Origin of the sequence: Pseudomonas sp. DTU12.3, from assembly GCF_004124275.1 — a bacterium.
Classification (GTDB): domain Bacteria; phylum Pseudomonadota; class Gammaproteobacteria; order Pseudomonadales; family Pseudomonadaceae; genus Aquipseudomonas; species Aquipseudomonas helmanticensis.
Genome location: NZ_CP027218.1, coordinates 3711952 through 3734161, shown reverse-complemented (window position 1 = coordinate 3734161; position 22210 = coordinate 3711952). Strand labels below are relative to the sequence as shown.

24 protein-coding genes and 2 pseudogenes are annotated in these 22210 nt (G+C 56.9%); 13 read left to right on the top strand and 13 right to left on the bottom strand.

Annotated features, from left to right (window positions below; genetic code table 11):
• The first annotated feature begins 181 nt into the window (after positions 1 to 181).
• On the top strand, positions 182 to 637 hold the full coding sequence (locus C2E19_RS16980; protein WP_129394255.1) for a GNAT family N-acetyltransferase: 456 nt from the start codon (positions 182 to 184) through the stop codon (positions 635 to 637).
• A 55-nt stretch (positions 638 to 692) separates the two neighbouring features.
• On the opposite strand, the gene C2E19_RS16975 is transcribed toward C2E19_RS16980, so the two are convergent.
• Positions 693 to 1151 (bottom strand): metallophosphoesterase family protein, encoded by a 459-nt coding sequence (locus tag C2E19_RS16975; protein WP_129396143.1) that lies wholly within the window; start codon positions 1149 to 1151, stop codon positions 693 to 695.
• A gap of 185 nt (positions 1152 to 1336) precedes the next feature.
• Between C2E19_RS16975 and C2E19_RS16970 the strand changes: the two genes are divergently transcribed.
• The gene (locus C2E19_RS16970) at positions 1337 to 1705 is read left to right on the top strand and encodes a hypothetical protein (RefSeq protein WP_129394254.1); all 369 of its coding nucleotides are present in this window, start codon (positions 1337 to 1339) and stop codon (positions 1703 to 1705) included.
• A 121-nt stretch (positions 1706 to 1826) separates the two neighbouring features.
• Positions 1827 to 2081: a hypothetical protein gene (locus tag C2E19_RS16965; protein WP_129394253.1), complete on the top strand. Its 255-nt coding sequence runs from the start codon at positions 1827 to 1829 to the stop codon at positions 2079 to 2081.
• Between the two features lie 145 nt (positions 2082 to 2226).
• Here the strand turns inward: C2E19_RS16965 and C2E19_RS16960 are convergent, their stop codons facing one another.
• Positions 2227 to 2787, bottom strand: coding sequence for a fasciclin domain-containing protein (locus C2E19_RS16960; protein ID WP_129394252.1), 561 nt, complete (start codon positions 2785 to 2787; stop codon positions 2227 to 2229).
• 249 nt (positions 2788 to 3036) lie between these two features.
• On the opposite strand from C2E19_RS16960, the gene C2E19_RS16955 reads away from it, so the two are divergent.
• From C2E19_RS16955 to C2E19_RS16930, 5 genes and pseudogenes are all read left to right on the top strand, one after another.
• Positions 3037 to 4500 (top strand): DUF1254 domain-containing protein, encoded by a 1464-nt coding sequence (locus C2E19_RS16955; RefSeq protein WP_129394251.1) that lies wholly within the window; start codon positions 3037 to 3039, stop codon positions 4498 to 4500.
• 503 nt (positions 4501 to 5003) lie between these two features.
• A pseudogene (locus C2E19_RS16945) lies at positions 5004 to 5438 on the top strand (DUF1214 domain-containing protein); the annotation flags it as partial.
• Between the two features lie 314 nt (positions 5439 to 5752).
• Positions 5753 to 6916, top strand: coding sequence for a hypothetical protein (locus C2E19_RS16940; RefSeq protein WP_129394250.1), 1164 nt, complete (start codon positions 5753 to 5755; stop codon positions 6914 to 6916).
• A gap of 79 nt (positions 6917 to 6995) precedes the next feature.
• The gene (locus C2E19_RS16935; protein WP_129394249.1) at positions 6996 to 7808 is read left to right on the top strand and encodes a hypothetical protein; all 813 of its coding nucleotides are present in this window, start codon (positions 6996 to 6998) and stop codon (positions 7806 to 7808) included.
• Between the two features lie 109 nt (positions 7809 to 7917).
• Positions 7918 to 8802, top strand: coding sequence for an HNH endonuclease (locus C2E19_RS16930; RefSeq protein ID WP_129394248.1), 885 nt, complete (start codon positions 7918 to 7920; stop codon positions 8800 to 8802).
• Between the two features lie 383 nt (positions 8803 to 9185).
• On the opposite strand, the gene C2E19_RS16925 is transcribed toward C2E19_RS16930, so the two are convergent.
• The 3 genes and pseudogenes from C2E19_RS16925 to C2E19_RS16915 all read right to left on the bottom strand — a co-directional run bounded on the left by C2E19_RS16925 (position 9186) and on the right by C2E19_RS16915 (position 11232).
• Positions 9186 to 9548, bottom strand: coding sequence for a DUF6124 family protein (locus C2E19_RS16925; RefSeq protein ID WP_129394247.1), 363 nt, complete (start codon positions 9546 to 9548; stop codon positions 9186 to 9188).
• Positions 9549 to 10069: 521 nt separating this feature from the next.
• A pseudogene (locus C2E19_RS16920) lies at positions 10070 to 10553 on the bottom strand (HIT family protein).
• Positions 10554 to 10677: 124 nt separating this feature from the next.
• On the bottom strand, positions 10678 to 11232 hold the full coding sequence (locus C2E19_RS16915; protein ID WP_129394246.1) for a hypothetical protein: 555 nt from the start codon (positions 11230 to 11232) through the stop codon (positions 10678 to 10680).
• A gap of 133 nt (positions 11233 to 11365) precedes the next feature.
• Between C2E19_RS16915 and C2E19_RS16910 the strand changes: the two genes are divergently transcribed.
• Both C2E19_RS16910 and C2E19_RS16905 read left to right on the top strand, forming a co-directional pair.
• Entirely contained in the window at positions 11366 to 11815 is a 450-nt protein-coding gene (locus C2E19_RS16910) for a hypothetical protein (RefSeq protein WP_129394245.1), read from the top strand.
• A gap of 112 nt (positions 11816 to 11927) precedes the next feature.
• Positions 11928 to 12635 (top strand): class I SAM-dependent methyltransferase, encoded by a 708-nt coding sequence (locus C2E19_RS16905; RefSeq protein WP_129394244.1) that lies wholly within the window; start codon positions 11928 to 11930, stop codon positions 12633 to 12635.
• 160 nt (positions 12636 to 12795) lie between these two features.
• On the opposite strand, the gene C2E19_RS16900 is transcribed toward C2E19_RS16905, so the two are convergent.
• Positions 12796 to 13569 carry a helix-turn-helix domain-containing protein gene (locus C2E19_RS16900; RefSeq protein WP_129394243.1) on the bottom strand — a complete coding sequence of 258 codons (774 nt, stop codon included), beginning with the start codon at positions 13567 to 13569 and terminating at the stop codon, positions 12796 to 12798.
• Between the two features lie 107 nt (positions 13570 to 13676).
• Here C2E19_RS16900 and C2E19_RS16895 point away from each other — a divergent pair, with 107 nt between their 5' ends.
• On the top strand, positions 13677 to 14564 hold the full coding sequence (locus tag C2E19_RS16895) for an EamA family transporter (protein WP_129394242.1): 888 nt from the start codon (positions 13677 to 13679) through the stop codon (positions 14562 to 14564).
• A 33-nt stretch (positions 14565 to 14597) separates the two neighbouring features.
• Here the strand turns inward: C2E19_RS16895 and chrA are convergent, their stop codons facing one another.
• Positions 14598 to 15797: a chromate efflux transporter gene (chrA, locus tag C2E19_RS16890; protein ID WP_129394241.1), complete on the bottom strand. Its 1200-nt coding sequence runs from the start codon at positions 15795 to 15797 to the stop codon at positions 14598 to 14600.
• A gap of 148 nt (positions 15798 to 15945) precedes the next feature.
• On the opposite strand from chrA, the gene msrA reads away from it, so the two are divergent.
• Positions 15946 to 16449 (top strand): peptide-methionine (S)-S-oxide reductase MsrA, encoded by a 504-nt coding sequence (msrA, locus tag C2E19_RS16885; RefSeq protein WP_129394240.1) that lies wholly within the window; start codon positions 15946 to 15948, stop codon positions 16447 to 16449.
• Between the two features lie 109 nt (positions 16450 to 16558).
• Here the strand turns inward: msrA and C2E19_RS16880 are convergent, their stop codons facing one another.
• The 5 genes from C2E19_RS16880 to C2E19_RS16860 all read right to left on the bottom strand — a co-directional run bounded on the left by C2E19_RS16880 (position 16559) and on the right by C2E19_RS16860 (position 20037).
• Positions 16559 to 16993, bottom strand: a complete 435-nt coding sequence (locus tag C2E19_RS16880) for a hypothetical protein (RefSeq protein WP_256661212.1) — start codon at positions 16991 to 16993, stop codon at positions 16559 to 16561.
• A 35-nt stretch (positions 16994 to 17028) separates the two neighbouring features.
• The gene (locus tag C2E19_RS16875) at positions 17029 to 17466 is read right to left on the bottom strand and encodes a GNAT family acetyltransferase (protein WP_129394239.1); all 438 of its coding nucleotides are present in this window, start codon (positions 17464 to 17466) and stop codon (positions 17029 to 17031) included.
• Positions 17467 to 17495: 29 nt separating this feature from the next.
• Positions 17496 to 18725, bottom strand: a complete 1230-nt coding sequence (locus C2E19_RS16870) for an FAD-dependent monooxygenase (protein ID WP_256661211.1) — start codon at positions 18723 to 18725, stop codon at positions 17496 to 17498.
• Positions 18722 to 19231, bottom strand: a complete 510-nt coding sequence (locus tag C2E19_RS16865; RefSeq protein WP_129394238.1) for a MarR family winged helix-turn-helix transcriptional regulator — start codon at positions 19229 to 19231, stop codon at positions 18722 to 18724. Before C2E19_RS16865 ends, C2E19_RS16870 begins: the two co-directional genes overlap by 4 nt.
• 164 nt (positions 19232 to 19395) lie before the next feature.
• On the bottom strand, positions 19396 to 20037 hold the full coding sequence (locus C2E19_RS16860; protein ID WP_129394237.1) for a TetR family transcriptional regulator: 642 nt from the start codon (positions 20035 to 20037) through the stop codon (positions 19396 to 19398).
• Positions 20038 to 20149: 112 nt separating this feature from the next.
• Here C2E19_RS16860 and C2E19_RS16855 point away from each other — a divergent pair, with 112 nt between their 5' ends.
• Positions 20150 to 20806: an O-methyltransferase gene (locus C2E19_RS16855; RefSeq protein ID WP_129394236.1), complete on the top strand. Its 657-nt coding sequence runs from the start codon at positions 20150 to 20152 to the stop codon at positions 20804 to 20806.
• 71 nt (positions 20807 to 20877) lie between these two features.
• Here C2E19_RS16855 and C2E19_RS16850 read toward each other — a convergent pair whose 3' ends face one another.
• Entirely contained in the window at positions 20878 to 22203 is a 1326-nt protein-coding gene (locus C2E19_RS16850) for an LLM class flavin-dependent oxidoreductase (protein WP_129394235.1), read from the bottom strand.
• Positions 22204 to 22210 lie beyond the last annotated feature (7 nt).

Sequence of the window (22210 nt, the reverse complement as noted above, 5' to 3'; positions counted from 1 at the left end):
TGTCGCAGGCAGCCCTTTGGAACCGCAGAGTGAGCAACGACGGAAAATGCTGCCAAACTGTTCTATATCAGCTGGAACCCGGACTTGGCGTCGGTGTTGCGTTCGCAGACTGAACAGGCGTAATTCCTGCTATTTGTCTGTGCGGCTCTTGTTTAGCCAATGATTGCAAGGAGCTTTCAGAATGGATTACCTGATTCGCACCGCGACCCCGGCAGATGCTTCGGCGATCAGCCGGACCATCATCAATACCCTTCGCCAGTCCAACGCGCTGGACTACTCATCCGACATCATTGATCAGGTTGAGCAGAGTTTTTCGCCACGGGCGGTTCTGGATTTGCTGGCCCGGCGTCAGGTACTCGTAACCACGGTCGACGATCACATCGTGGCAACCGCGAGCCTTGATCACGACGTGGTTCGCAGCGTGTTCGTCGACCCACGCCATCAAGGGCTGGGTGTTGGAAGACACTTGATGGAGCAGATTCAAGCAGTCGCCTCGAGCGCGGGTATCGACTCGCTGCGCGTTCCCTCATCCATTACCGCCGAAGGCTTTTATGCAGCACTTGGCTTCAAGAAAGTCCGGGATGAATACCATCATGCGGAGCGCACGATCATCATGGCGAAGGCGCTGGAACAGTAGGAAAGTCATCATGAGATTTAGGCAAAAATCCGCAGGCCCCCGCGCCAGATAACCTTCAGGGCAGAAGCTGGATGAGCTGCGGCTCCAGAGTATCAACGCCCACGTCTAACAGGGCGAGAGTAACCGGAAGTTTGAAACGCCGACGCCCGGCGCTGCCAGGGTTTATGTAGAGCCGATCGCCGCGCCATTCGATCAAGGGCTTGTGGGAATGGCCGGTGATGATCAGTTTGATGGAGCTGTCGAGGAGGGCGGCGACGTCGGCGATGTCGTGGGTCAGCAGGGCTGGCCAGCCATTGAGGTCGAGGGTGAGGTGGTCCGGGAGGTCGGCGGCCCAAGGGAGATTTAGATCGTTGTTGCCTCGCACTGCCTGTACCGGCGCGACTTCGGCCAGTTGCGCGAGGATTTCGGCGGCACCGATGTCGCCGGCGTGGATGATCAGGTCGACGCCTTGAACGGCGGTCAGGGCCTCGGGGCGGAGGAGGCCGTGGGTGTCGGAGATGATGGCTATTTTCATGGGGGAGAGATTAGCAGGGTTGGTCTGCATGGCAGCGGTCAGCCAGTGAACATTGACCTTGATGAGGGACACCGCCGGTATACTGCCCCCACTAAACAGACGCGCACGTTGCCGAGGCAATCCGCGACCGGGTTCAAAAAGCCTGAGATGCCGCTTCCCCCTGATGATCTTCCAAGGAACTTGCAATGCCTGCAGGCAAACGTGAACTGGCGCGCATGGAGCGCCGGCTGATCACCACGCTGACCGACGCGTGCGAAACAGCGAAAACTGAAATCAAAGGCTTCACCTGGCTCACCCACACGGCTGACCTGAGCGCACTGGCTGAAACCCTGAGCGTGATCTGGGTGTTCGAAACCCTCGCGGATAGAAAGCTCGCTCAGGTTGAGGCGAAAGTGCGCATCTTCGAACTGACGGCTGTAGCGTTGAGTGAGGCCGGTATCGAGCTGAAGCTTACCGATCGCAATGTCCGCTTCGACTCGGAGCAAGAGTGTCAAAACATTCATGGCGGCGATTGGGGGAAGCGACTGAAGGGCATGTCCACTCGTCAGAACTAATCGAGTGTTAAGTCCTTGTGTAGCAGCAAAAGAATTTGAACCGCTCTTGGACACGCTCGCCTAATGATTAGCCTATGGGTATTCCCACAGGCGATGTGCCAATACCGGCATGCTCCGAGAGGTGATCAACGTGGCTAAAGACGAGAAGAAAAGCAAAGGTGAAGCTTCCAAAGCCAGCAAAGAGTTGAAAGACAAAAAGGCATCACCGACGAAGAAAGCTGCGGCGGCCTCGGCGCTTTCGAAATCCTCTGACAAGGACAAGAAAGACAAGAAAAAAGACCCTGAACCGAAGAAATCCGCCAAGAAAGCTGACAGCAAACCCGAAAAAGCCAAGAAATCAGACAAGGCAGAAAAGCCTGCGAAAAAGAAAAAGTAGTCTCTGCTGCCTGCCAGGGCTTTGCGCCCTGGCGACTTCCGACAGTGGTTTGAGCGCGGATGTCATTCAAATCTATATCGCGTTTGCTGAGCCACTTCCAAGCATGGCGAACGCTCTGAAGAACGCCCGCCCAAGCCGTTAGAAATCAATTCGGCATCAGCACCGTATCGATGACATGAATCACACCGTTGGATTGCATGACGTCTGCGATAGTGATTGCAGCCTTGCCACCTTTTGCATCCACCAGCCACAGTTTGCCGTCGTGCAACATGACCGTCAGCGGTTCGCCCTGAACGGTTTTCAGCATCACTTTGCCGCTGTGCATTTTCGCGTCATCCATCAACTGCTTGGCGGTGTGGGTGCCGGCGACGACGTGGTAGGTCAGGATCTTCGTCAAGTCTGCTTTGTGTTCCGGTTTGACCAGCGTATCGACAGTCCCGGCGGGCAGTTTGGCAAAGGCTTCATTGGTGGGGGCGAAGACGGTAAAGGGGCCTTTACTGTTGAGCGTATCAACCAGTCCGGCAGCTTTGACTGCGGCAACGAGCGTGGTGTGATCTTTGGAGTTGACTGCGTTTTCGACGATGGTTTTCGTCGGATACATGGCGGCGCCACCAACCATGACGGTGTCGGCGGCGAAACCGAGTCCAGCGCCAAGGCTCAGCACTGTGAGGCAGGTAAGGGCAATGCGTTTGATGAGCGTGTGCATGATGCATCTCCTGAATTCTTCGACCCTTCGAGTGAGGGTGATGAATTTACGGAGCAGGGGCGGGAATGGATGCAGCGTGGGGGAAAAGTTTTTATTTTGATCGCGGTTTTTGGTTGGCGTAGGGCGTTTTTGGATGGCTGCTGGGCCAGAAGCTGACGTTCAAGCCGATCAAGCGTCACTCCACCAAACTTGAGCTATCTTTCCTGCGACTCACCAGCAAAAGGTGATCCCGCAAGTAAGGATGCTTTTATGAATCAATCGCCCCATCGCCTGAACCTGTTCGCACTGACGCTGCTCGGTGCACTGGCAACCACATCCCTGCTGGTGCCACCCAGCTACGCTGGCGAAGCTTCCGTTGCCGGGCCTGTCGCCAACACCAAGGTCACTGAGCCCTACGTGCGGATGATGGCCCGTGAGGCGTATTTCTGGGGTTGGCCGATGGCCAATATTTTTAACCGTCGCCAAGCGTTCAAGGATTTGCCTGAACCGGGCTTGATGGGCGGAATTGTTCCGGTCGCGCCAATCAATCGGCTATCGATGCTTAGCGATTACATTGATCCGGCCGAGCGCCTCGTGGCCTGCCCGAATCAGGACGTGGTCTACGGCGCGGGCAGCATCGCGTTGGATCTGGAACCGGTGGTGTTGCAGGTGCCGGATTTCGGCAGCCGTTTCTGGGTGTACCAAGTGGTGGATTTGCGTTCCGACAGCTTTGCCGAACTCGGCAAGATGTATGACACCAAGCCCGGTTTCTATCTGCTGGTGGGCCCTGACTGGAAGGGCGAAGTCCCGGCCGGGATCACCAAAGTCTTCCGCTCGCGCACCAACACCGGTTTCGTGATTCCCCGGGTGTTCCAGGACGATAGCGCTGTCGACCGCGCGGCCATTCAAGCGTCGCTGTCGGGCGTGGACATGTACCCGTTGTCGCAATACGACGGCAAGGTCAAACACCGGGACTGGGCGAAACTGCCGAAACTCCCGGCGCAGGCGGCGGGCAGCGGCGAAACCAAATGGGTGATGCCGGAGAAATTCTTCGACGAGTTGCCGGCGCTACTCAAGGACGCCAAACCGTTGCCGGGCGAAGAAGCCCGCTACGCGCAGATGGCCACTCTCGCGGCCATCGCCAAGGCTGATCCGCAACTGAAGGCGGCGATGATCGATGAAGCGAAAAAAGCCGACAGCGAAGTCATCGACCCGCTGTTGCAGTTTCGTAACTACGGCCTGCAACTGCCGGATCACTGGAGCACCATCAGCAACGGCGCGGCATTCGGCACCGACTATTTCAGCCGTACTGCGGTCGCGCGCTCGAACATCTTCGTCAATCAGCAGAAAGAGACCAAGTACTTCTACCAGGATCTGGACAAGGCCGGCACGCGCCTCAACGGGCAAAACGGCTACACCGTGACCTTCGCCAAAGGGCAGTTGCCGCCGGTCAAAGGCTTCTGGTCGCTGACGCTGTACAACGAACAGCACTTCTTCTCGCCAAACGACCTCAAGCGCTATTCCATCGGCACCAAAAACAAATCCCTGCAAGCCAATGCTGACGGCTCGCTAACGATTTACGTGCAGAGTGAATCGCCGGGCAAGAACAAGGAAACCAACTGGCTGCCGACGCCCAAAGGTGCTGATTTCTCGCTCTACATTCGCGCGTACTGGCCTGAGCCGGCCGCGCTGAATGGCCAATGGGTGCCGCCCGCTGTGGTCAAAGCCAATTGAACGAGACAAGGGCGTTTACGATGAACACCTTTGCAAAATCACTGACAGCGCTAAGGAGTGACAGTGTCGGTGACCAGCTTTCTGGTACTTCCAGAGATTCTAGCGTACAGCGACATAATCGCTGTCGTGCCGCGTCGATTGGCAGTGAACAACATCGGGCTCACATCAGTAGAGCCGCCTTTTGAAATTCCAGGCTTCAGAAAAATCTTGGCCTGGCATGAACGAACTCAGCGAGACGCAGGCCATCGCTGGGTGCGTTCACTTATCGTTGAAACACTATGGACACTCGATTGAAGCAAACGAGGTGGCCAAACATGCAAAGTCGTCGTGGCAGCTGCGGTTTAGCAAAATAAGGGGACGGATTTATTTTTTCTGAAAAAGAAAATAAGAGGACGGATTTATTTTTTCTGAAAATAAATCCGTCCCCATTTTTGTGCATTTTTGGTCCCCATTTTTGCGGCAACGCGACGTTTACCGCCGACACGTTCAACTACATTGACCCGCGCACCGGCTTCTTCACTAACGCCTATTCCGCCAGCCCGGGCATGGCCGTGAACATGGAAAACGTTGGCGCCAAGTACCCGGCCACGTTCGTCGATGCCAAGGGTGAATTCCTCTCCGGCAGCAATAGCTACACGCTGAACCTGCCCAAAGATATTCCCGCTGCACTGTTCTGGTCGGTCACTGCGTACGACTCGATCACCGCGTCCGGCCTGGACAATGGCCAGCCGTTTCCATCGATCAATACCATGGACAAACCTGTCGCCAATGCCGATGGTACGATCGATGTGCATTTCGGCCCGGACTCACCCGGCGCCGGTAAAAACTGGGTCAAAACCCTGCCGGGCGAAGGCTACTTCGTGATTCTGCGTTTGTACGGCCCGACCAAGGCGTTCTTCGACAAAGTTTGGAAACCGGGGGATTTGAACAAGCAATGATTCTGAGACGTTCTTGAGCGGTATGGGTACATCAGCGTACTCATACCTTCAATACCCTTCACCAGCTGCTATTGGCCGATTGCTGCCTGTCGCGAAAGGCAGAAAACGGCCAAAAGCGGTCATCCACGATAAGTGTGTTCGCGATTAAACTCTGCCCAATTCCATAGCTGGATTAATAGGGAGTGGAGCGGTGCCATTATTTTGCTACGATTGGCATGCACACGGCGGACGGTTAGCAGCCGTTGCTGGTCCGCTAATGTCGGGCCGCTTCGTCTGAGCAAAACCCACATTGGCTGAACGAGTAATGACTTAGGATGAGTAGTTTTAAAGGTAAACGACTACCAGTAATTTCAGATTCCACAATGTTTGAAAAATTCGCCCTGGATCTCTGGGGGGCTCAGCACCCGGGCTCTAAGTCGACTTTGTACGGCAGGAATGGACAGGGGCAAAAAGGTGTAGATGTCGTGGTGCGCAGCGGCGACCGCCTGATCGGCTTACAGTGCAAGGCGGTAGGCAAGTTGGATCAAATAACCATAGAAGCCGAGGTTGATCGAGCAAAAAAATTCACGCCTTCAATCAGTGATCTGGTGGTTGTTACCACAGCGCCCCACGATGCGAAGCTCGTGAGCTACGCTGAAACGCTTACAAGGCAGCACAAGCAGTCGAACTTGTTCTCAGTCTCCTACCATGGCTGGGACGACCTGCTGCGTATTCTTGAAGATCATCAATGGGTCGCTCACAAGTATTTTCCCGAGTTCTTCAGTACGACCGACAAAGGCACTGCACCTCTGCCCCCCGCTCTCCGCCTACCGCTTGACCGCGAGTTGAACATCATGCTGTCTGATGAAGAACTCGCCCTATTTTGTTCCGAAGCGAGTTGGGAGCTGAAGAACAATCCCAGCGCTGTAGTCGCTGTTGATCATGTCGAGGAGCAGAGTGCCATTGCGATGGTCGCGGAAATCGAGGCCCTAGGGGTTCTGGATGCCGAGGCACGTAAGGCACGGTCCGGGCTTCGGGAATATTTAGCGCGCCTATCCCCAAAGATACGAAGAGCGGAAGTCGCAGCCCGCCTTCTCCTTACTGACGAACTACTTCGCTCACCTTGGCTCATCGGCGGCTGCTGGCCTGAAACTGCTGTCGTAATGAGGCGGCTTATGCCTCAGGTCATTGCTGGAGCGATTTCGCACCCGGACCGCCTGCCTCTCAAAATCGGGATCCCGGCCCATCCGAAACTCGTCGGTTACATCGATATCGATGTCGAAGATCGACCTGCGTTCGAGGAACAGTGCAAAACATATAACCCGCTTTACTTCATCGGTGGCGTTCACGACCTAGGCCCGGCCCTTGGCTTGAAGTACGCCTTACCTGCTGGCATTGCGGCAATCGTAGGCTACTCGGCAGCCCATGGTGTGCCGGTTGAAGAACTTCAACGTGACAATACAAGCAATATTTACTTTTGGGGGCTGTACGCTGCGTGAGTTGGTGGGGTAGCGGCGTTTCTGGCAAGCAAGAAGGGGAAAAATCCCTAGGAAATACGCAACTAATTTGAGGGGTCAGATGAGAAATGAGTTGATGACGGCGGCAATTTGCTGGGAGATAGGCGCCAAAATATCGGTAGAGTTTGCCTATCATGCTAAAGATCTTTTCTACTTCTGCCCGGAAGCTAACTGCTTAGCCGAAGTGGTACCGGCAAAGATTAACAACGCATTTTTCAGAGCACTGGGCTCTCACGCTCCAGGGTGTGCAAACGAAAAGAAAAAAACCACAGAATCTCCAGTTCCAACCACCCCCATCTTCCGAAAATCCACCGTTCCCCCGCTACCCATTCCAAGTCATCTGGGCCCTATCGCAATGCCACGCAAAGGGATCAGACCCTCTGAGGCACAAATGAACGCTCTCGCACTGCGAAGCCGCTTAGCGCCCCTGCATCACCCTGGCACGTTTCAGGAAGTAGTTAATGCTTGGTGCTCAATGGATGGTGTGAGTGCTCGACAATCCCATCCTCTTTACATCGCCTCTCAGCCCCAAACTTACTTCGATGCCTTCAGTCCCCTCAGCCACGTAAGCGAGGAGGGAGCATTGAATTCAGATCGTAAAATACTTTATGGAAATGCCACTGTTAGCGATTACAACCATTCCTTCTATGTCACTACAAAGACCAGATTTAAGGTCGGCGAGAAGGTTCTCCCTATCAAGATTAGGGTCAGATCCAGCGATGTCCTTTACCCATATTTGAAGGATGGCCAAGAGGTCATACTATTTCTGCACGGCCTCATTCCCGCATTGGGAAAATACATTGAGATTCAGCCAACCGACGCATACAGCGGCATGTTGATTACGCTGCGTGATTTTTCGTCTCTAGCCCGGTAAGTGATCACCGCGTTGCCTTCCGTGGGAAATTCCATGGCGTTATCAAATAGGATGAATTGAGAAAGTGTCACGAGATACAGCGTTCTATAAGAGTCTTGGTTACGAGTTGATGAGGGAATTAACTGGGACCTATGTTGATGTCGAGTTGACGTCGGGCGGAGCGCCGGGAGCATACGAGACAATTGCACTACCCAACGGGATGCATGTGCGTTTCACCAGCTGGCGTGGGGGTGAAGGCCCTTTCTACATCATTCTATTCAAGGGCACGAAATACATTTTTGAGCTTGACTTGTCGATGATTGTGCATCAGCGGGGCCGTTTCGCGTGGCATCTAAAAGTACCGAGTCATGAGAATAACGTAGCGCTGCTTGGGGAGTGGTTGGGTGAGCCCGCGCCGTTTGATAAAAACTATTCCGACTCAGTTAGAGGAGTAAAGAGCGGCCTGCAGTCCGGCATCAATACGCCCCGCAAAGGTTATCGATTCATTGACGATGCCGAGTGGCCCGTTCTCTGCGACCAATTTCTTGAACTGATGCGCAGAGCGATAGACGCGCACAGATCCGACGACGAGGCTGGTCAGCCACTTGTTGAGGCTAGAGATGATGACGGTCGGACGGTTGAGACAAAGCGAAAAGCCAGGCGTAATCAAAGTCGATTCAGACTGAATATGATGGAGTTGTACGATAGCGCGTGCGCGATATCCGGCGAGAGTGTGGTGGAGGTGCTTGAGGCGGCCCACATTGCGAGCCATTCTGAGACAGGGGTAAACCATACGGGGAACGGGCTGATACTGCGCTCTGATCTCCATCGTCTGCTTGATGCCAGCCTTATAGTCATTGACCCGACATCGTTCAAAGTCGTGGTATCACAGCTATTAGCGGAAACGAATTATCAAAAATTTTCCGGACGAAAGCTTCGGCCGCGTATAGACGGCTCCGATCCTGACCCTAAATACCTTGAGATAAGGTGGAATCAAGCGGGTTTAGGAAGCTAAGCAGTCCGAACAATTCGATCAACCGAACTAAATCGACCCTGATTTCGTAGCCGTCTTCGATCATCTGTAAAGCGCAAGAAGCAGCCCGTGAATGAAAGGCCGATTCTGGCCGGTTTCAGTCCGTCGCGAGAGGCAAAAAATGGATGATATGCACGCCCCACCCTAGCTTACTTTGATGAGCTTACCGATTGAGCGGAAGGTCATGTGTGGGAAGGTGACGAATAGGAATTGACGTACAGAAGGGGCTTCAGTGCGCTATTACTTCTGACCGGTAGCGGCCGCTAGCAAACGTCCGCTTCTGGCCGAAAGCAGCCATTCACAAGCGCTCAAAAGAATCTGATCCAATCAGTGGCGACGGCCAAATCGCCACTGAATGCAATGACCTAGTCTGTAATTTCAACCCTGTCCAAAGCCCTATTCACCGCCAACTCCCCAAGCATTACCACCTGCGCAATGCCCAGCAACGTCTTGCGAATCGGTCCATCCACCAACCCCGCAACATCCCCCAGCATGATGGAGGCCGAGGCCAGCGATTCGCACGCGTTAACCAGCAATGACTCGGTATCCGTTTCCGGGTTAACCAGAAACATCGTGCTCGCCTGATACGGCGTAGCCATGATCGCCGCAGCGGGATTTAGGTAATGATCGAGCGCACGCTCAGCCGCGTCGTGAAGCTTTCTTGAATCAAGCGATTCATAAGGTGAGGCCGGATCAGTGTCCGGCGGGTTCGGCGTCATCTTGAACATGTTCTTCTTTTTCCTGTTATGTGGCCGCCGCGCCGAGCTACTAAACAGGGGGTGGCAGCGGTGCGCAGGTTAGTAGACCGGGGAAAAGAAGAAAGCCGGCGCGCCCGGAGGCGCCCTACGCACAGCCGCCATCAAGTAAAGGTACGTGAATACCTTTTTTGACAGACGCTTGTGCACTTTCATTTACCTCGGGCTACTAAACCCGGTCACTGCGAATCAGTGACGCGAATCAAGTTACCGATGGCACTCCAAGCGCACAAGCCGGCGGATTCTGGCGTAGTCGTAGGCAACGGCGCAAGGCGTTGTAGCCTTTCGGACGTAACGCCAAGTGTCCTTAAACACAACGCAAAAACGTTAAACAATCACGACCTTCAGCGATGCGACCGCGCCGATGGTGACGTGCAACTCCACCGCAGCCGCCGCCAGACTTCCCAAGCGGGCGGGCGCTCTCGAATACTTTGAAATTAGGGGGAGATGCCATTTCATCTAAGTAAGGACGGCGCATCGAACTGCGTTCTTGATCAACGGAACGCAATACGCAGTTCGTTGATCACTTCTTCGACAGACAGCCCCGGCGCCTCTGGAGGTGTCGGGTTCTCTCCAAACTCCCTCCAGATAAACAACGTCAACTCGGCACCGTCAGTCGCCGCGAGGGCGTTTTCAGCGTAGGCAAAGTTTGCCAGTTGCCGATAGCGCTCATCCTTCCAGAACAAGTCTTCGACCCAGTGATAAACCGGAATGAAATGGAAGTGAATGGGCCAGCCGGGTTGATGCCCAAAGCGGCCAATGTAAAGATGCGTAGGAGTTAATATCCGCTCCATGAGCTGCTGGGTCTTGGCCAGCAGGCCACCCATTTCCGCCCAAGGCTTCAGCCGATACGTCAGCCAATGAAGAGGTTTCGAGCTTGGAACCCAGCATCAGATACCCGGGGAGGGCGCTCGCCAGGTGGTGGTTGATAACCCAGTGGTCGGTTTCATGAACAATGAACTGCGGGTCAATGTCCATCTGCCGTTTGTCCTGATGAAGTGGGTGCGGCAGAGTAGCAAAGCTTGTTTGGCAAAGCTGTGAATGACAGCCTGTGGTCGAAATTTTTGACGCTGACTGCCCAAGAACAGGGGAACTCTGCAGATTATTCCTGGCTTTGATTTGCAATCGAAAATTCTTCAGTAAACACTTCAAGTCGAGTTTCGACACCCACCACCTCCGGGGGCATTTCGTTGATCAACACAACGGCGTCATCCCCACGGTTCAGATAGATCAGGTAGTCGCCGGTCTCGAACGTGATTTTGAAAGCGACCAGCCGGCTCTGCTGATCCGGCCACTGGTCGATAACGCCTTGAACCTGTGTGATGAGCTTGCCTGCCACCGTAAGGCTGGATAACTCGGCCAGCAAATCTTCACGACGCCACGAACACTCGCCATCCTCCCCCACGCAAAAAGACGCCGGCAATTGCAGCTCCGCTTGATCGGCGCCGACACTTTCACCATCGCTGAGCAGGTACATCGCAAGGGTTTGATTTTCACCAAACTGCCACAGCAGTGAACCAACATCTTGCGAGTACGGTTCACCGTTGAAAGAGTACTGGTCGTGCAACAGCGCGCGAAGTGGCTGGCCTACCAGTAAGCGTGCCTGGCTTAAATCCACGGCCATCCTTTCACGAGAGGCGATAAAGCGGTTGAACACGGAGCAATACCTCTTGATGCGGGGTCAGCAGGCTGCGGATTTTAGCCGGGCCGGACGTATTCTGTCGCCGCCAGCACGCTGATAAAGTGCACGCGGCACGGTGTTTCGGCTGGAGTGTTCTTTGGGGGGCGTCATGAAGTTTTCAGAAATATTGTGGGGCTGGTATGGCCAGGATGAGTACGGCCGGGTTTTTTCCGTTTGTGAAGGGTTGCAGGCGCTCGATTTTTTGGCCATGACGGCGGATTTGCAGCGATCTGGGATTCCGTACTGCCCGGCTTGTGAAACCTGGTCTGAAGTGATGTTGCCACTGGAAAGAACGCTCACCGCTTGCGGCAGCGCGTTACCCGCAGAGATCAGAACGCGCCTGCAATTTCTCTGGGAGCAGTGTAATGGGCTGACGGAAGCGGCTTTTCACTGTGACGACTGGTTCATGTTCGATCATGAAGAGTGGCAGCCACTTCGGACCATCGCTGCAGCGTTGATGCAGTCGATGGATTGGGAGGAACTCGAACCCTTCCGCGAACAATTACTGGAGGACTGCCGCAACGCTATCCGTGGCGTAAAACCGCGAGTCCGCGAATAAGCGCCAATCGCTTGTGAGCGGCATTCCTCAGGGGAATGCCACGCATAAAATTAATGAATTTTGCTTGTCTCCGTTCAGGGCGTAAGTTGCTCGCAGAACAAGGAGCAACGCCATGCAATCGACCTCTGCAAAAAAATTCGACACCGCCCGCGCCAACGAATACGCCCAACAAAGTCGCATCGCCCTGGCCGGTTATGACGCCTGCCACGATCTCGCCGCGTGCATGTTGGCCGCAAGTCTCGGCCAGTCTCGATCGGCCAAGGTGCTGGTGGTCGGCGCGGGTGGTACGGCGCAGGAGATCATTGCGATGGGCGCGCTGGAGCCGGGTTGGACGTTCACCGCTGTCGATCCTTCTGCGCCGATGCTGGACGCCGCGACGCAGCAGTTACAGGCAAACGATCTGTTGCACAGAACGCAGGTGCATCTGGGGCAGGTCGAGGATCTGCCGGCGGATGAGAGCTTTGATGCAGCGACCTTGATAGGCGTGCTCCATCACCTGCCGGGCGATGCGGCCAAGCTGCAAATCCTGCAGGCAGTTCAGGCTCGGCTCAAGCCGGGCGCGCCATTGATTGTGGCGGGCAATCATTACGCCTACGCCAGTCAACCGCTATTGCTTCAGGCTTGGGGGCAGCGCTGGCGGCAGCAGGGAGCGAGTGCGCAGGAGGTGCAGGCCAAGCTGGGGAAGATTCTGCAGGGCGCTGATCCTCCGCATTCCGAGGCTGCGGTTCAGCAATTGCTGCATGACGCCGGGTTTGGTCAGGCGACACGATTTTTCAGCAGTCTTTTCTGGGGTGCCTGGCTGGTGTGTAAAACGCTCTGAGCGCGGGGCTTACAGGGTTCTGCGGCTGATCCAGATCGGTCTTGTGCTGCCGGTTTGGGATTGCAAGATCAAAAGATCGCAGCCTTCGGCAGCTCCTACAGGTAACCCTATTCCAATGTAGGAGCTGCCGAAGGCTGCGATCTTTTGATCTTTAAAAATGCTACTCGACGACATAACGGCTCGGCACTTCCCCCAGTAATTGCTTGAATACCGTGGCAAACGCGCTTGAACTGCTATACCCCAACGCCATCGCAACTTGAGTGACCGACTGACCTTTGCCCAGCATCACCACCGCTGCGAGCAGACAAGCCTGTTGCCGCCACTCGATAAAACTGATGCCGGTATGCAGCCGAAAATGTCGGGTAAAGGTGCGCCGGCTCATTCCCGCACGTACGGCCATCTCATCGATACCCACTTCCAGCGAAGGCAGGTTCAGGAACTCGCGACACACCGACGCCAGACGCGGTTCTGCCGGCAGTGGCGCATTCAGCGACAGTGCGGGCATCGCGGCAATCTCGTGCAGCAGCAGACTCATCAAATGACCGTCGCGCCCTTGGCTGGAATAGCGCGCCGGCACGTCGATGGCTTTCAACAGCAACTGCCGCAGCAATGGCGACACGTCGAGTACCTGGCATTGGCCCGACAACCCCAGTCGCTGCGCCGCCTGTTTGCGGATATAGGTGTTGTGCAGGATCACCGGCCCACGCATTTGCATGGAGTGGGGGAGTTGCGCGGGCACCCAGATGCCACGCTGGGGCGGAACGACCCAGTTGCCATCGTCGGTGAACACGGTGATGACGCCGCTGGCGGCATACGCGAACTGACCCCGTTGATGGTCGTGCAGCGGGAATAACGTGCCGTCCGCGTAATCAACGGCGGTCACGACTGCATCGCGGGGTATGTTCTGGTAAGGATGACCGGTGATTGTGCGCATGGCCCGATTCTATCGAAAGATGGCCTGTGACTGAAAGCGGGCCAGCTCGATAGCTTGCATATTCTCCCCGCACGAGCACTTCCGCTCGGCGATGGGAACGATCGATCATGCACAAGAAACATCTCCTACTTGCGATCCTGGTAACAGCGGTGTGGGGACTGAATTTTCCCGTGACCAAACTGGGTCTGGTCGACATCGATCCGCTGTTGCTGACCGCTTTGCGCTTCACGCTGGCTGCGTTGCCCTGGGTGTTTTTCGTCGAGCGCCCACGGGTAGCGTTTCGATGGTTAGCCGCTTACGGACTGATCTTTGGCGTCGCGATGTGGGCGTTGATCAATCAGGGCATCGCGTGGGGAGTGCCGCCCGGCACCGCATCACTGCTGATCCAGTGCAGTGCATTTTTCACTTTGGGCTGGGGCGTGATTTTTTTTCGCGAACGTCTCGGGCGCCCGCAATTGCTCGGCGCGCTGTTGGCGGCCGCAGGGTTACTGGGCATCGTCTTGTGCAGCCCCGGCGACGCGTCGAGGGCAGGGCTGGCACTGGTGATTGGCAGCGCAATGGCCTGGAGCGTCGGCAACGTCATCATCAAGGTATCGAAGGTGCGCGAGATCTTCGCGTTCGTGGTGTGGGCCAGCCTGTTTCCGCCGATCCCGCTGATGTTGCTGACGTGGACACTGCACGGCTCGGCACCTTTCATCGCACTGCCTGCACAGCTCAATACGATGACCCTGTTTTCACTCGCGTTCCAGGTGTATGCAGCGACGCACTTCAGTTATTGGGGGTGGAACCTGCTATTGCGCGAATACCCGATCTCGCGCGTGGCCCCGCTGTCGCTGTTGATTCCGGTGTTTGGCATCTTCAGTTCGATGGCGATTCTTGGCCAACACCCGAGTCCTGCGGAGTGGGGATTGATCCTGTTGGTGCTGGTGGCGATCGTATTGGGTTCAGGGTATTTGCAGGGTTTGTTGTCACGCCGTCGTGTGCGAATCGCCTGAGCATTGGCCCGACCCTGACGTGCCGGGCACTCTTTAACAAATGGCCCAGCCCGCCACTGCCGTCCCGAGCACAACCAGCCACGGTGGCAGCTTCCAGAACATCAAGGCAATCAGGGCGACCAGTGCCAAAACCAAGTCTTGCGGCACGAGAATGGCACTGGTCCAGACTGGTTGATAAAGCGCGGCCAACAGCAAGCCGACCACCGCAGCATTCACCCCGGCCAAAGCGGCCTGTGCACGGGTATTGCGGCGCAGCTGCTGCCAGAACGGCAAGGCTCCCACGACCAGCAAAAACGAAGGGGCAAAAATCGCCAGTAAACAGATTACGCCACCCAGCCAGCCTGAGGGCGTAACGGTCATCGAGGCACCGAGAAACGCGGCAAACGTGAACAAAGGCCCCGGCACGGCTTGCGCTGCACCGTAGCCGGCGAGAAACGTTTCGTTGCCGACCCAGCCCGCAGGCACAACCTCGGCCTGCAGCAGGGGGAGAACGACATGGCCACCGCCAAATACCAAGGCGCCCGCGCGGTAGAACGCGTCCACCAGCGCCACGCTTTGATAGGGGAGCCGTTCGGCCACTAATGGCAGGCCCACGAGAAGCACAAGGAAAAGTATTAGGCAGATTGCTCCGCTTCGTTGGCTGATCGTGATCGGCAGGGCGTCAGGTTCGACACGTTGCCTGGGTTTGAACAGCACCAGGCCAGCCAGGGCGGCAATGACAATCACGCCAACCTGTCCCCATGCCGACGGTGCAAGCAACGCGACACAGGCGGCAATCGCCATCAGGGCCACCCGCGGCCCGTCGGTACAAAGGTTGCGCGCCATGCTCCACACGGCTTGCGCCACCACTGCGACAGCGACCACTTTGAGGCCATGCAAGGCGCCGGGCGAAATCGCGCTGGCATAACGTGCGATGCCGAGGGCAAGCACAATCAGGATGGTGGCCGACGGCAGGGTAAAACCCGCCCATGCTGCCAGCGCACCACGATATCCTGCTCGCGAAAGACCCAAGGCCATGCCGACCTGACTGCTTGCCGGTCCCGGCAGAAATTGGCAGAGCGCGACCAGATCCGCATAACTGTGTTCGCTCAGCCAGCGCCGTCGCGTGACGAATTCGTTGTGGAAGTACCCCAAGTGCGCAATCGGCCCTCCGAATGAGGTCAACCCAAGGCGCAGAAAGATCAGAAACACCGACCAGGCACTGTTTTGCTCAGCGGTATGAGGTTCTGTCATCTACCGGCATTCCTGCTTCAATAATCGGATTACGATAGCGTACTCCCGTAAAGCGAAATGCTTCGCTCGGGATTTCGACCTTGGAATTTCCGGATACGCCCTCATTACAATGCCTACAGCCAATGCATACCGAGAGGAAGCACAGATCATGACCCGTCAAACCGAAACTGCCATTCTCGCCGGCGGCTGCTTCTGGGGCATGCAGGACTTGTTGCGCCGTTATCCCGGCGTGCTGCAAACCCGCGTCGGCTACACCGGCGGCGATGTGCCGAATGCCACATACCGCAACCATGGCAATCACGCCGAAGCCATCGAGATCGTCTTCGATCCGGCGGTGATCAGCTATCGGCGGATCCTCGAGTTCTTCTTCCAGATCCACGATCCGAGCACGCCCAACCGTCAGGGCAATGACCAGGGCCCAAGCTATCGTTCGGCAATTTATTACCTCAGTGAAGCGCAACGCGATATCGCCGAGGACACCGCCGCCGACGTCGACGCATCACGCCTGTGGCCAGGCCGAGTGGTGACCGAAATCGAACCGGCCGGACCGTTCTGGGAAGCGGAACCGGAGCATCAGGATTACCTCGAACGTATCCCGAATGGCTACACCTGCCACTTCATCCGCCCAGACTGGAAACTGCCGAAGCGCTGAGAGACTTCAGCAGGGCGCGTTTACTGCGCCGCAAAACAAAAAGCCCCTGAGATCAGGGGCTTTTTCGTTGTAGCTCATAGGGGTTTTCTTTCAGCGTAACGAATGACAGTCAGCAGAAAATCCTTGATCGACCACGCCCAGACACCCGACAGCATGCAGATAACCAGATAACCAGATAAGTAAAGTAATGAGCAAAGTCCGTTTTGGGCACTTTGTACGTGGTTAATCCAACCAGTCCGAGCGTCAGCAGGCTGATCGAGAATGAACCCAGGCACCATAAGGCGCGAGTGCAAAGATCTCTGATCCTGATCGCGGACACCCAGCGACTGGCTGACGCTGAAGAACAAACCGAGCAGAACAGATGGAACAGGCTTGCGTAGATAAAGCTCAGGCTTAACCGTTGTGCTGTATCAACGCCGGAGCCCATCGAAAACCACGAATAGAGACTGTCGAGAGCAACACCGACCGGGCGTAAAAACTCGATGAAAGGAAACAGCGCAATCCCTCCGGCGAGATAGATAGCGACGACAGCAATCATTTTCATCACGCACTCCATTGCTATATTTGACGGCCCTGAGCTTATGGCGCCTCGATATTTGACTCGATCTTTTTCCCCATGCTGATGCGTGGTTCGGTCACGTAGCCCAGCGATTGATAGAAGGCTTCGACGCTTGCATTGGTACTGACGATTTGCAGGTTGATCTTCATGCAACCCCGTTCGGTCAAGGCTGCTTCGGCATGTTGCACAAGCCTTGCGCCCAAGCCCTTTCTACGAAACGCTGGGTGCACCGCAACCGAGTACAGCCAGCCACGATGGCCGTCGTATCCGGCGAGAACGGTCCCGACAACTTCATTTCCTGCCAATGCGACAAAAAACAGTTCGTCGTTGACGGCCAGTTTCTTGTCGATAGCAAGGCCAGGACTGTTATGCGCGGTTTCGTAACCGAAAACAGCTTCCCACAGCGCCATCACAGAGGTTCGATGGTGTTGATCCGAGTAGTGGGTAATCACATCCATGGCGCAGCCTCCGATTTGAGTGGCTGACGCTATCGCGCTGTGCCGGTGGTTGTCCACCTTCCTGCGTTCTTGTCATAACCCGGCAACTCAATCGCATCAGCCTTCGGCGAAAGGATTTTCCCGAACACTTTCTTCAACCCCGGCGCAGTCGCCATCCGCAACACCGCATGGCCGAGTGCGATACCCAGTCGCGAATGCGGCGATGCCAGTCGGGGGGCGAACTTGGGCACGCTTTGCGCCTGAGCGACGAAAGGGCGCATCAGTTTTTCGTAGGCGGCGAACGCCTCGACGTGATCGGTATGACGGCTCAGTTCTCCAGCCAGCACATACGCGCCGCACAGCCCCAGGCTCGTGCCCATGCCGCTGATGGGCGATGCACAATAGGCGGCGTCACCCACCAGCGCGACGCGGCCCTTGGACCAACGCGGCATCCGCACCTGGCCCACGGCGTCCAGATACAGATCGGGCGCATTCTCTAACGCGGCCAGCACGCGGGGGACTTCCCAGCCGGCGTCGGCGAACTTGTTTTTGAGCAACGACTTTTGCTCGTTCTGCGAGAGTTTTTCGTAGCCGCTCGGCGCTTGTTGAAAAGACAGAAAGGCCCGCGTGGTGCCGAGGTTATCTGGGCGCAGACAGACGCAGCGGCCGCCGGGAATATTGTGCCAGCGCATGATCTGGCCATCGCTCGGCTGCCGCGGCACGGTGAAATAGGCAGTATAGAGATCGAGAGAACGGCGCTGCACTTCGCTGCCGAAGACTTGATTGCGTGTGGCCGAACCAATGCCCTCAGCGACGATCACCAGATCGTAAACCTGCTCGGCGCCTTGCTCGAAACGCACATGCACCTGCTCGCCATCGTCGTCCATGCTTGCAATGCTGTCGCCGAATCGATAGGTGACCCGATACTGACTGTGCTCGATCAACAGCTTGGCCAGTTCGCCACGGAGAATTTCCAGTTCAGCGATCGGCCCCTCACCGTCGAAAGCGTTTACATCGATAAACGCCTTGGTCCGATTGTCCTGATCGACAAAGGCGATGCCTTGCTCATGGGTAGTGTTCGCCCGGATCAGATCCTCCAGGCCCATACGCTGCACGACGACGCGACCGGCGCCACGGACATCAATGGTCTGCCCGCCATCGCGAAACTCCGGCGCCTTTTCGACCACGGTGACGTCCATGCCATACCGCGACAGCCAGTAAGCCAGGGTCGGCCCGGCGATGCTGGCACCGGTCACCAGAACTTTTTGTGCTCTCATCATGCGTCTGCCTGTTCAAGGGCAGGGCCAGCGCTGCCGGGCAAGGTGCTGCGGTAGACCTCGATGACTTGCCCGAGAAACGCCTCGACCACTGAACGATCCTGGCCATCGAGTGCGCCGAGCACCGCGCTCAAACCATTGAGCATCGGCGCGATATGCCGATAAGCCTGGGCCACCGAGTCAGCGACCGGACACACCAGCACCCGGCGCTTGTCATTGAGTTGGCGCTCACGGACCACATGCCCGGCGCGCTCAAGTCGGTCGATGACCTGGGTGATGCCGGCGGTGGTCACGCAAAGACGCGCAGCGAGTTCGGTCGGCGCCAATGGGCCGTCAGTGATCAAGTGCTCGAGTGCCGCCACGTCGGTCTGATTAATGCCCAAGGCAGTGCCCAATTGGCTGGCAGCCTTGCGCGTCAGGATGGCGATCTGTTGCAACTGCTGGCCGACGTTATCGCTGGCAATTTGCAGGCTGCGAGGATCCTCAGCAGAGGATAGCGGCGAGTTCATTTGTTGGGAGTCCGGGGTTGAGAACGGCCAAACTAACATATAGCTAACTTGCTTAGCTAGTTTTCTAGCGCGTTCACTGCAAACCCCGATACCCGTGCGTAACAACACAATCATTTGATTGAAAATGCTGTGTTAACGAATCGAAAACATCCTTGCGGCGCCGTCTAATCGCAAGCTTGCGGCGGATTCAGCGACACAACATAAGCGCTGAACATGTCCGCCAGCGCGTCGGCAAACACGCTGATTTCCTGCTCGCTGCGTGGGCTGAGGGAAAAGTCTTTTCCGGTAGAACTGAGCGTGGTCAGGATCAAATCACAGGCCGCTGTGCGAATCGCATCTGTGACGTGCGGCAACAGTTCGAGCATGAAGGCAGCGAAGATCTGCCGTCCTGCCGCGCGTACTTCATGGGCCTCGGGCGCATCGCGATAGAGCGGCGCGGCATCGTTGAGCGCACCGCGCATCTGCGCTTCCTCGCACTCCGAACGAATGAATGCCTGCACCAGCGTGCGCAGGCGATCCAGCGGCGGTTGTTCATGCTGCAAAATGCGCTGGAGCATTTGTGTGGTGTGCAGCCACTCATCACTCTGCAAGCGGAACAGAATCGCCGCTTTGTTGGGGAAATACTGGTACAGCGAACCGATGCTCACGCCGGCCTTTTCCGCGACGCGTGCGGTGGTGAAGCGGGTGGCGCCATGCTCGGTCAAAACCTGAATAGCCGCCTGCAAAATCGCTGCGACCAGATCCGCCGAACGGGCCTGTTGCGGCTGTTTTCGCGAGGAAATACGGGCGGTCTGGCGATCGGTCATGGGCGGTCTCGGAGGTCCTGGGGAATGCGAATAGCGGAGGAGGCGAATCACTCGCATCATTTAAACGCGACGAATCACTCGCATTTTAGTCCCCAACTGACGGAAAACAATCATGACCACCCTGACCTCTGAACCAATGGCGAGCCTGATCGAACGCCTTTACAGCCAAGCCAGCGCCGCCACCAGCCCGGCGCTGAACGACGTGTCTGGCGAAGAACGCGACCGCCTGATGCACAGCAAAACCGACTACCTGAAACTCTACGGATTGCTCAAAGACTTGTGGCTGCCGGTCTCCCGCGACACCGGCAAGCTTCTCTACATGCTCGCGCGCAATACCCAGGCCAAGGCGGTTGTCGAGTTCGGCACATCGTTCGGTCTGTCTACCTTGCACCTGGCCGCCGCGCTGCGCGACAACGGCGGTGGGGTGCTGATCGGCAGCGAATTCGAGCCGGCGAAAATCCACTTGGCGCGCCAGCATTTCGTTGCCGGCGGTGTCAGCGATCTGGTGGAAATTCGCGAGGGCGATGCGCTGATCACCTTGGCCAGTGATCTCCCGGAATCTGTCGACCTGCTCCTGCTCGATGGCGCCAAGGCCTTGTATGGCGATGTCTTGAACCTGCTCGAAAAGCACCTGAAACCCGGCGCACTGGTGGTGGCTGACAACACCGACTACTGCCCGGAATACCTGGCGTACGTGCGCGCGCCGGAGAACGGTTACCTGTCCGTGCCGTTTGCCGACGACATCGAGCTGTCAATGCGCCTGGGCTAAAAGCGACCGTTTCAGGGACCACCGATGGGTGGTCCCTGAGGGCCGTAATCAAGGCGTGCGCCGGATCGAAGTTAACGCCGGTGACGGCTGTCCGGCCGCTCCAGCCCCAGATGATCGCGCAGGGTGGTGCCGCTGTATTCATGGCGGAACAGCCCGCGCTGTTGCAGCAACGGCACCACGCCATCGACGAACTCATCCAGGCCTTCAGGCAGGAACGGCGGCATGATGTTGAAGCCATCGGCGGCCTGTTCGACGAACCATTGTTCGAGGGTGTCGGCGATGGTTTTCGGCGTGCCGATCACCGTGTGATGGCCGCGCGCGCCGGCGACTTTCAGGTACAGCTGGCGAATGCTGAGGTTCTCGCGCCGCGCCAGATCGATGAACAAGGCCTGACGACTCTGCATCGAATTGCTCGGTGGCAGCTCCGGCAACGGGCCGTCCAGATCATATTCAGACAGGTCAAAACCGCCAGCCATGCCTGCCAGCATCGCCAGCCCGACACGCGGCTCGACCAGATCCTGCAGTTGTTGGTATTTATCTTCCGCCTCGCTTTGCGTACGGCCGATGACCGGCGAAATCCCCGGCATGACTTTCAAATGCTCAGGGCGGCGTCCATAGCCGGCCAGACGACCTTTGACGTCGGCATAAAAGGCCTGGGCGTTGGCCAGCGTCTGCTGTGCGGTGAACACCACTTCGGCGGTGCGTGCGGCGAGTGCCTTGCCCGGCTCCGACGAGCCGGCCTGGATCAGCACCGGATAACCCTGTGGCGTGCGAGGAATGTTCAGTGGCCCGCGCACCCGGTAGTTGTCGCCGTGGTGATTGAGCACATGCAATTTGTCCGGCTGAAAAAATACCCCGCTGGTTTTGTCGCGGACGAAGGCGTCGTCTTCAAAGCTGTCCCACAGACCGGTCACCACATCGATGAATTCTTCCGCGCGCTGGTAACGGTCACCGTGCTCGAAATGCTTGTCGCGACCAAAGTTCAGCGCTTCCAGATCGGTCGCTGAGGTCACCAGATTCCAGCCACTGCGCCCGCCGCTCAAATGGTCAAGGGAAGCGAACTTGCGCGCCAGCAGATAGGGTTCGTTGTAGCTGGTCGACACCGTTGAAACGAGGCCGATGCGTTCGGTCACTGCGGCCAGCCCGGAAAGCAGCACCAACGGGTCGAAGACGTCACCGGCCGTGGTGAACTGGCCCAGTTCCGGCGAGCCCATCAGGGCCAGATTGTCGGCGAAGAATATCGCGTCGAACTTGCCGCGCTCGGCGGTGGTGGCGAGTTTCCTGAAGTGCTGGAAATCCAGACCGCCGCCCGACCATGCGCGCGGATGCCGCCACGCGGCGAGGTGATGGCCGCTGCTCATGAGAAATGCGCCAAGGCTCATTTGTGCTGTTTTCATAGTGTCC

Bases quoted from the DNA above. Each gene is read 5' to 3' on its own strand.
- C2E19_RS16980 (WP_129394255.1), top strand. From the start codon at position 182: ATGGATTACCTGATTCGCACCGCGACCCCGGCAGATGCTTCGGCGATC.
- C2E19_RS16975 (WP_129396143.1), bottom strand. From the start codon at position 1,151: ATGAAAATAGCCATCATCTCCGACACCCACGGCCTCCTCCGCCCCGAG.
- C2E19_RS16970 (WP_129394254.1), top strand. From the start codon at position 1,337: ATGCCTGCAGGCAAACGTGAACTGGCGCGCATGGAGCGCCGGCTGATC.
- C2E19_RS16960 (WP_129394252.1), bottom strand. From the start codon at position 2,787: ATGCACACGCTCATCAAACGCATTGCCCTTACCTGCCTCACAGTGCTG.
- C2E19_RS16955 (WP_129394251.1), top strand. From the start codon at position 3,037: ATGAATCAATCGCCCCATCGCCTGAACCTGTTCGCACTGACGCTGCTC.
- C2E19_RS16940 (WP_129394250.1), top strand. From the start codon at position 5,753: ATGAGTAGTTTTAAAGGTAAACGACTACCAGTAATTTCAGATTCCACA.
- C2E19_RS16935 (WP_129394249.1), top strand. From the start codon at position 6,996: ATGAGAAATGAGTTGATGACGGCGGCAATTTGCTGGGAGATAGGCGCC.
- C2E19_RS16930 (WP_129394248.1), top strand. From the start codon at position 7,918: ATGAGGGAATTAACTGGGACCTATGTTGATGTCGAGTTGACGTCGGGC.
- C2E19_RS16925 (WP_129394247.1), bottom strand. From the start codon at position 9,548: ATGTTCAAGATGACGCCGAACCCGCCGGACACTGATCCGGCCTCACCT.
- C2E19_RS16910 (WP_129394245.1), top strand. From the start codon at position 11,366: ATGAAGTTTTCAGAAATATTGTGGGGCTGGTATGGCCAGGATGAGTAC.
- C2E19_RS16905 (WP_129394244.1), top strand. From the start codon at position 11,928: ATGCAATCGACCTCTGCAAAAAAATTCGACACCGCCCGCGCCAACGAA.
- C2E19_RS16900 (WP_129394243.1), bottom strand. From the start codon at position 13,569: ATGCGCACAATCACCGGTCATCCTTACCAGAACATACCCCGCGATGCA.
- C2E19_RS16895 (WP_129394242.1), top strand. From the start codon at position 13,677: ATGCACAAGAAACATCTCCTACTTGCGATCCTGGTAACAGCGGTGTGG.
- chrA (WP_129394241.1), bottom strand. From the start codon at position 15,797: ATGACAGAACCTCATACCGCTGAGCAAAACAGTGCCTGGTCGGTGTTT.
- msrA (WP_129394240.1), top strand. From the start codon at position 15,946: ATGACCCGTCAAACCGAAACTGCCATTCTCGCCGGCGGCTGCTTCTGG.
- C2E19_RS16880 (WP_256661212.1), bottom strand. From the start codon at position 16,993: ATGAAAATGATTGCTGTCGTCGCTATCTATCTCGCCGGAGGGATTGCG.
- C2E19_RS16875 (WP_129394239.1), bottom strand. From the start codon at position 17,466: ATGGATGTGATTACCCACTACTCGGATCAACACCATCGAACCTCTGTG.
- C2E19_RS16870 (WP_256661211.1), bottom strand. From the start codon at position 18,725: ATGATGAGAGCACAAAAAGTTCTGGTGACCGGTGCCAGCATCGCCGGG.
- C2E19_RS16865 (WP_129394238.1), bottom strand. From the start codon at position 19,231: ATGAACTCGCCGCTATCCTCTGCTGAGGATCCTCGCAGCCTGCAAATT.
- C2E19_RS16860 (WP_129394237.1), bottom strand. From the start codon at position 20,037: ATGACCGATCGCCAGACCGCCCGTATTTCCTCGCGAAAACAGCCGCAA.
- C2E19_RS16855 (WP_129394236.1), top strand. From the start codon at position 20,150: ATGACCACCCTGACCTCTGAACCAATGGCGAGCCTGATCGAACGCCTT.
- C2E19_RS16850 (WP_129394235.1), bottom strand. From the start codon at position 22,203: ATGAAAACAGCACAAATGAGCCTTGGCGCATTTCTCATGAGCAGCGGC.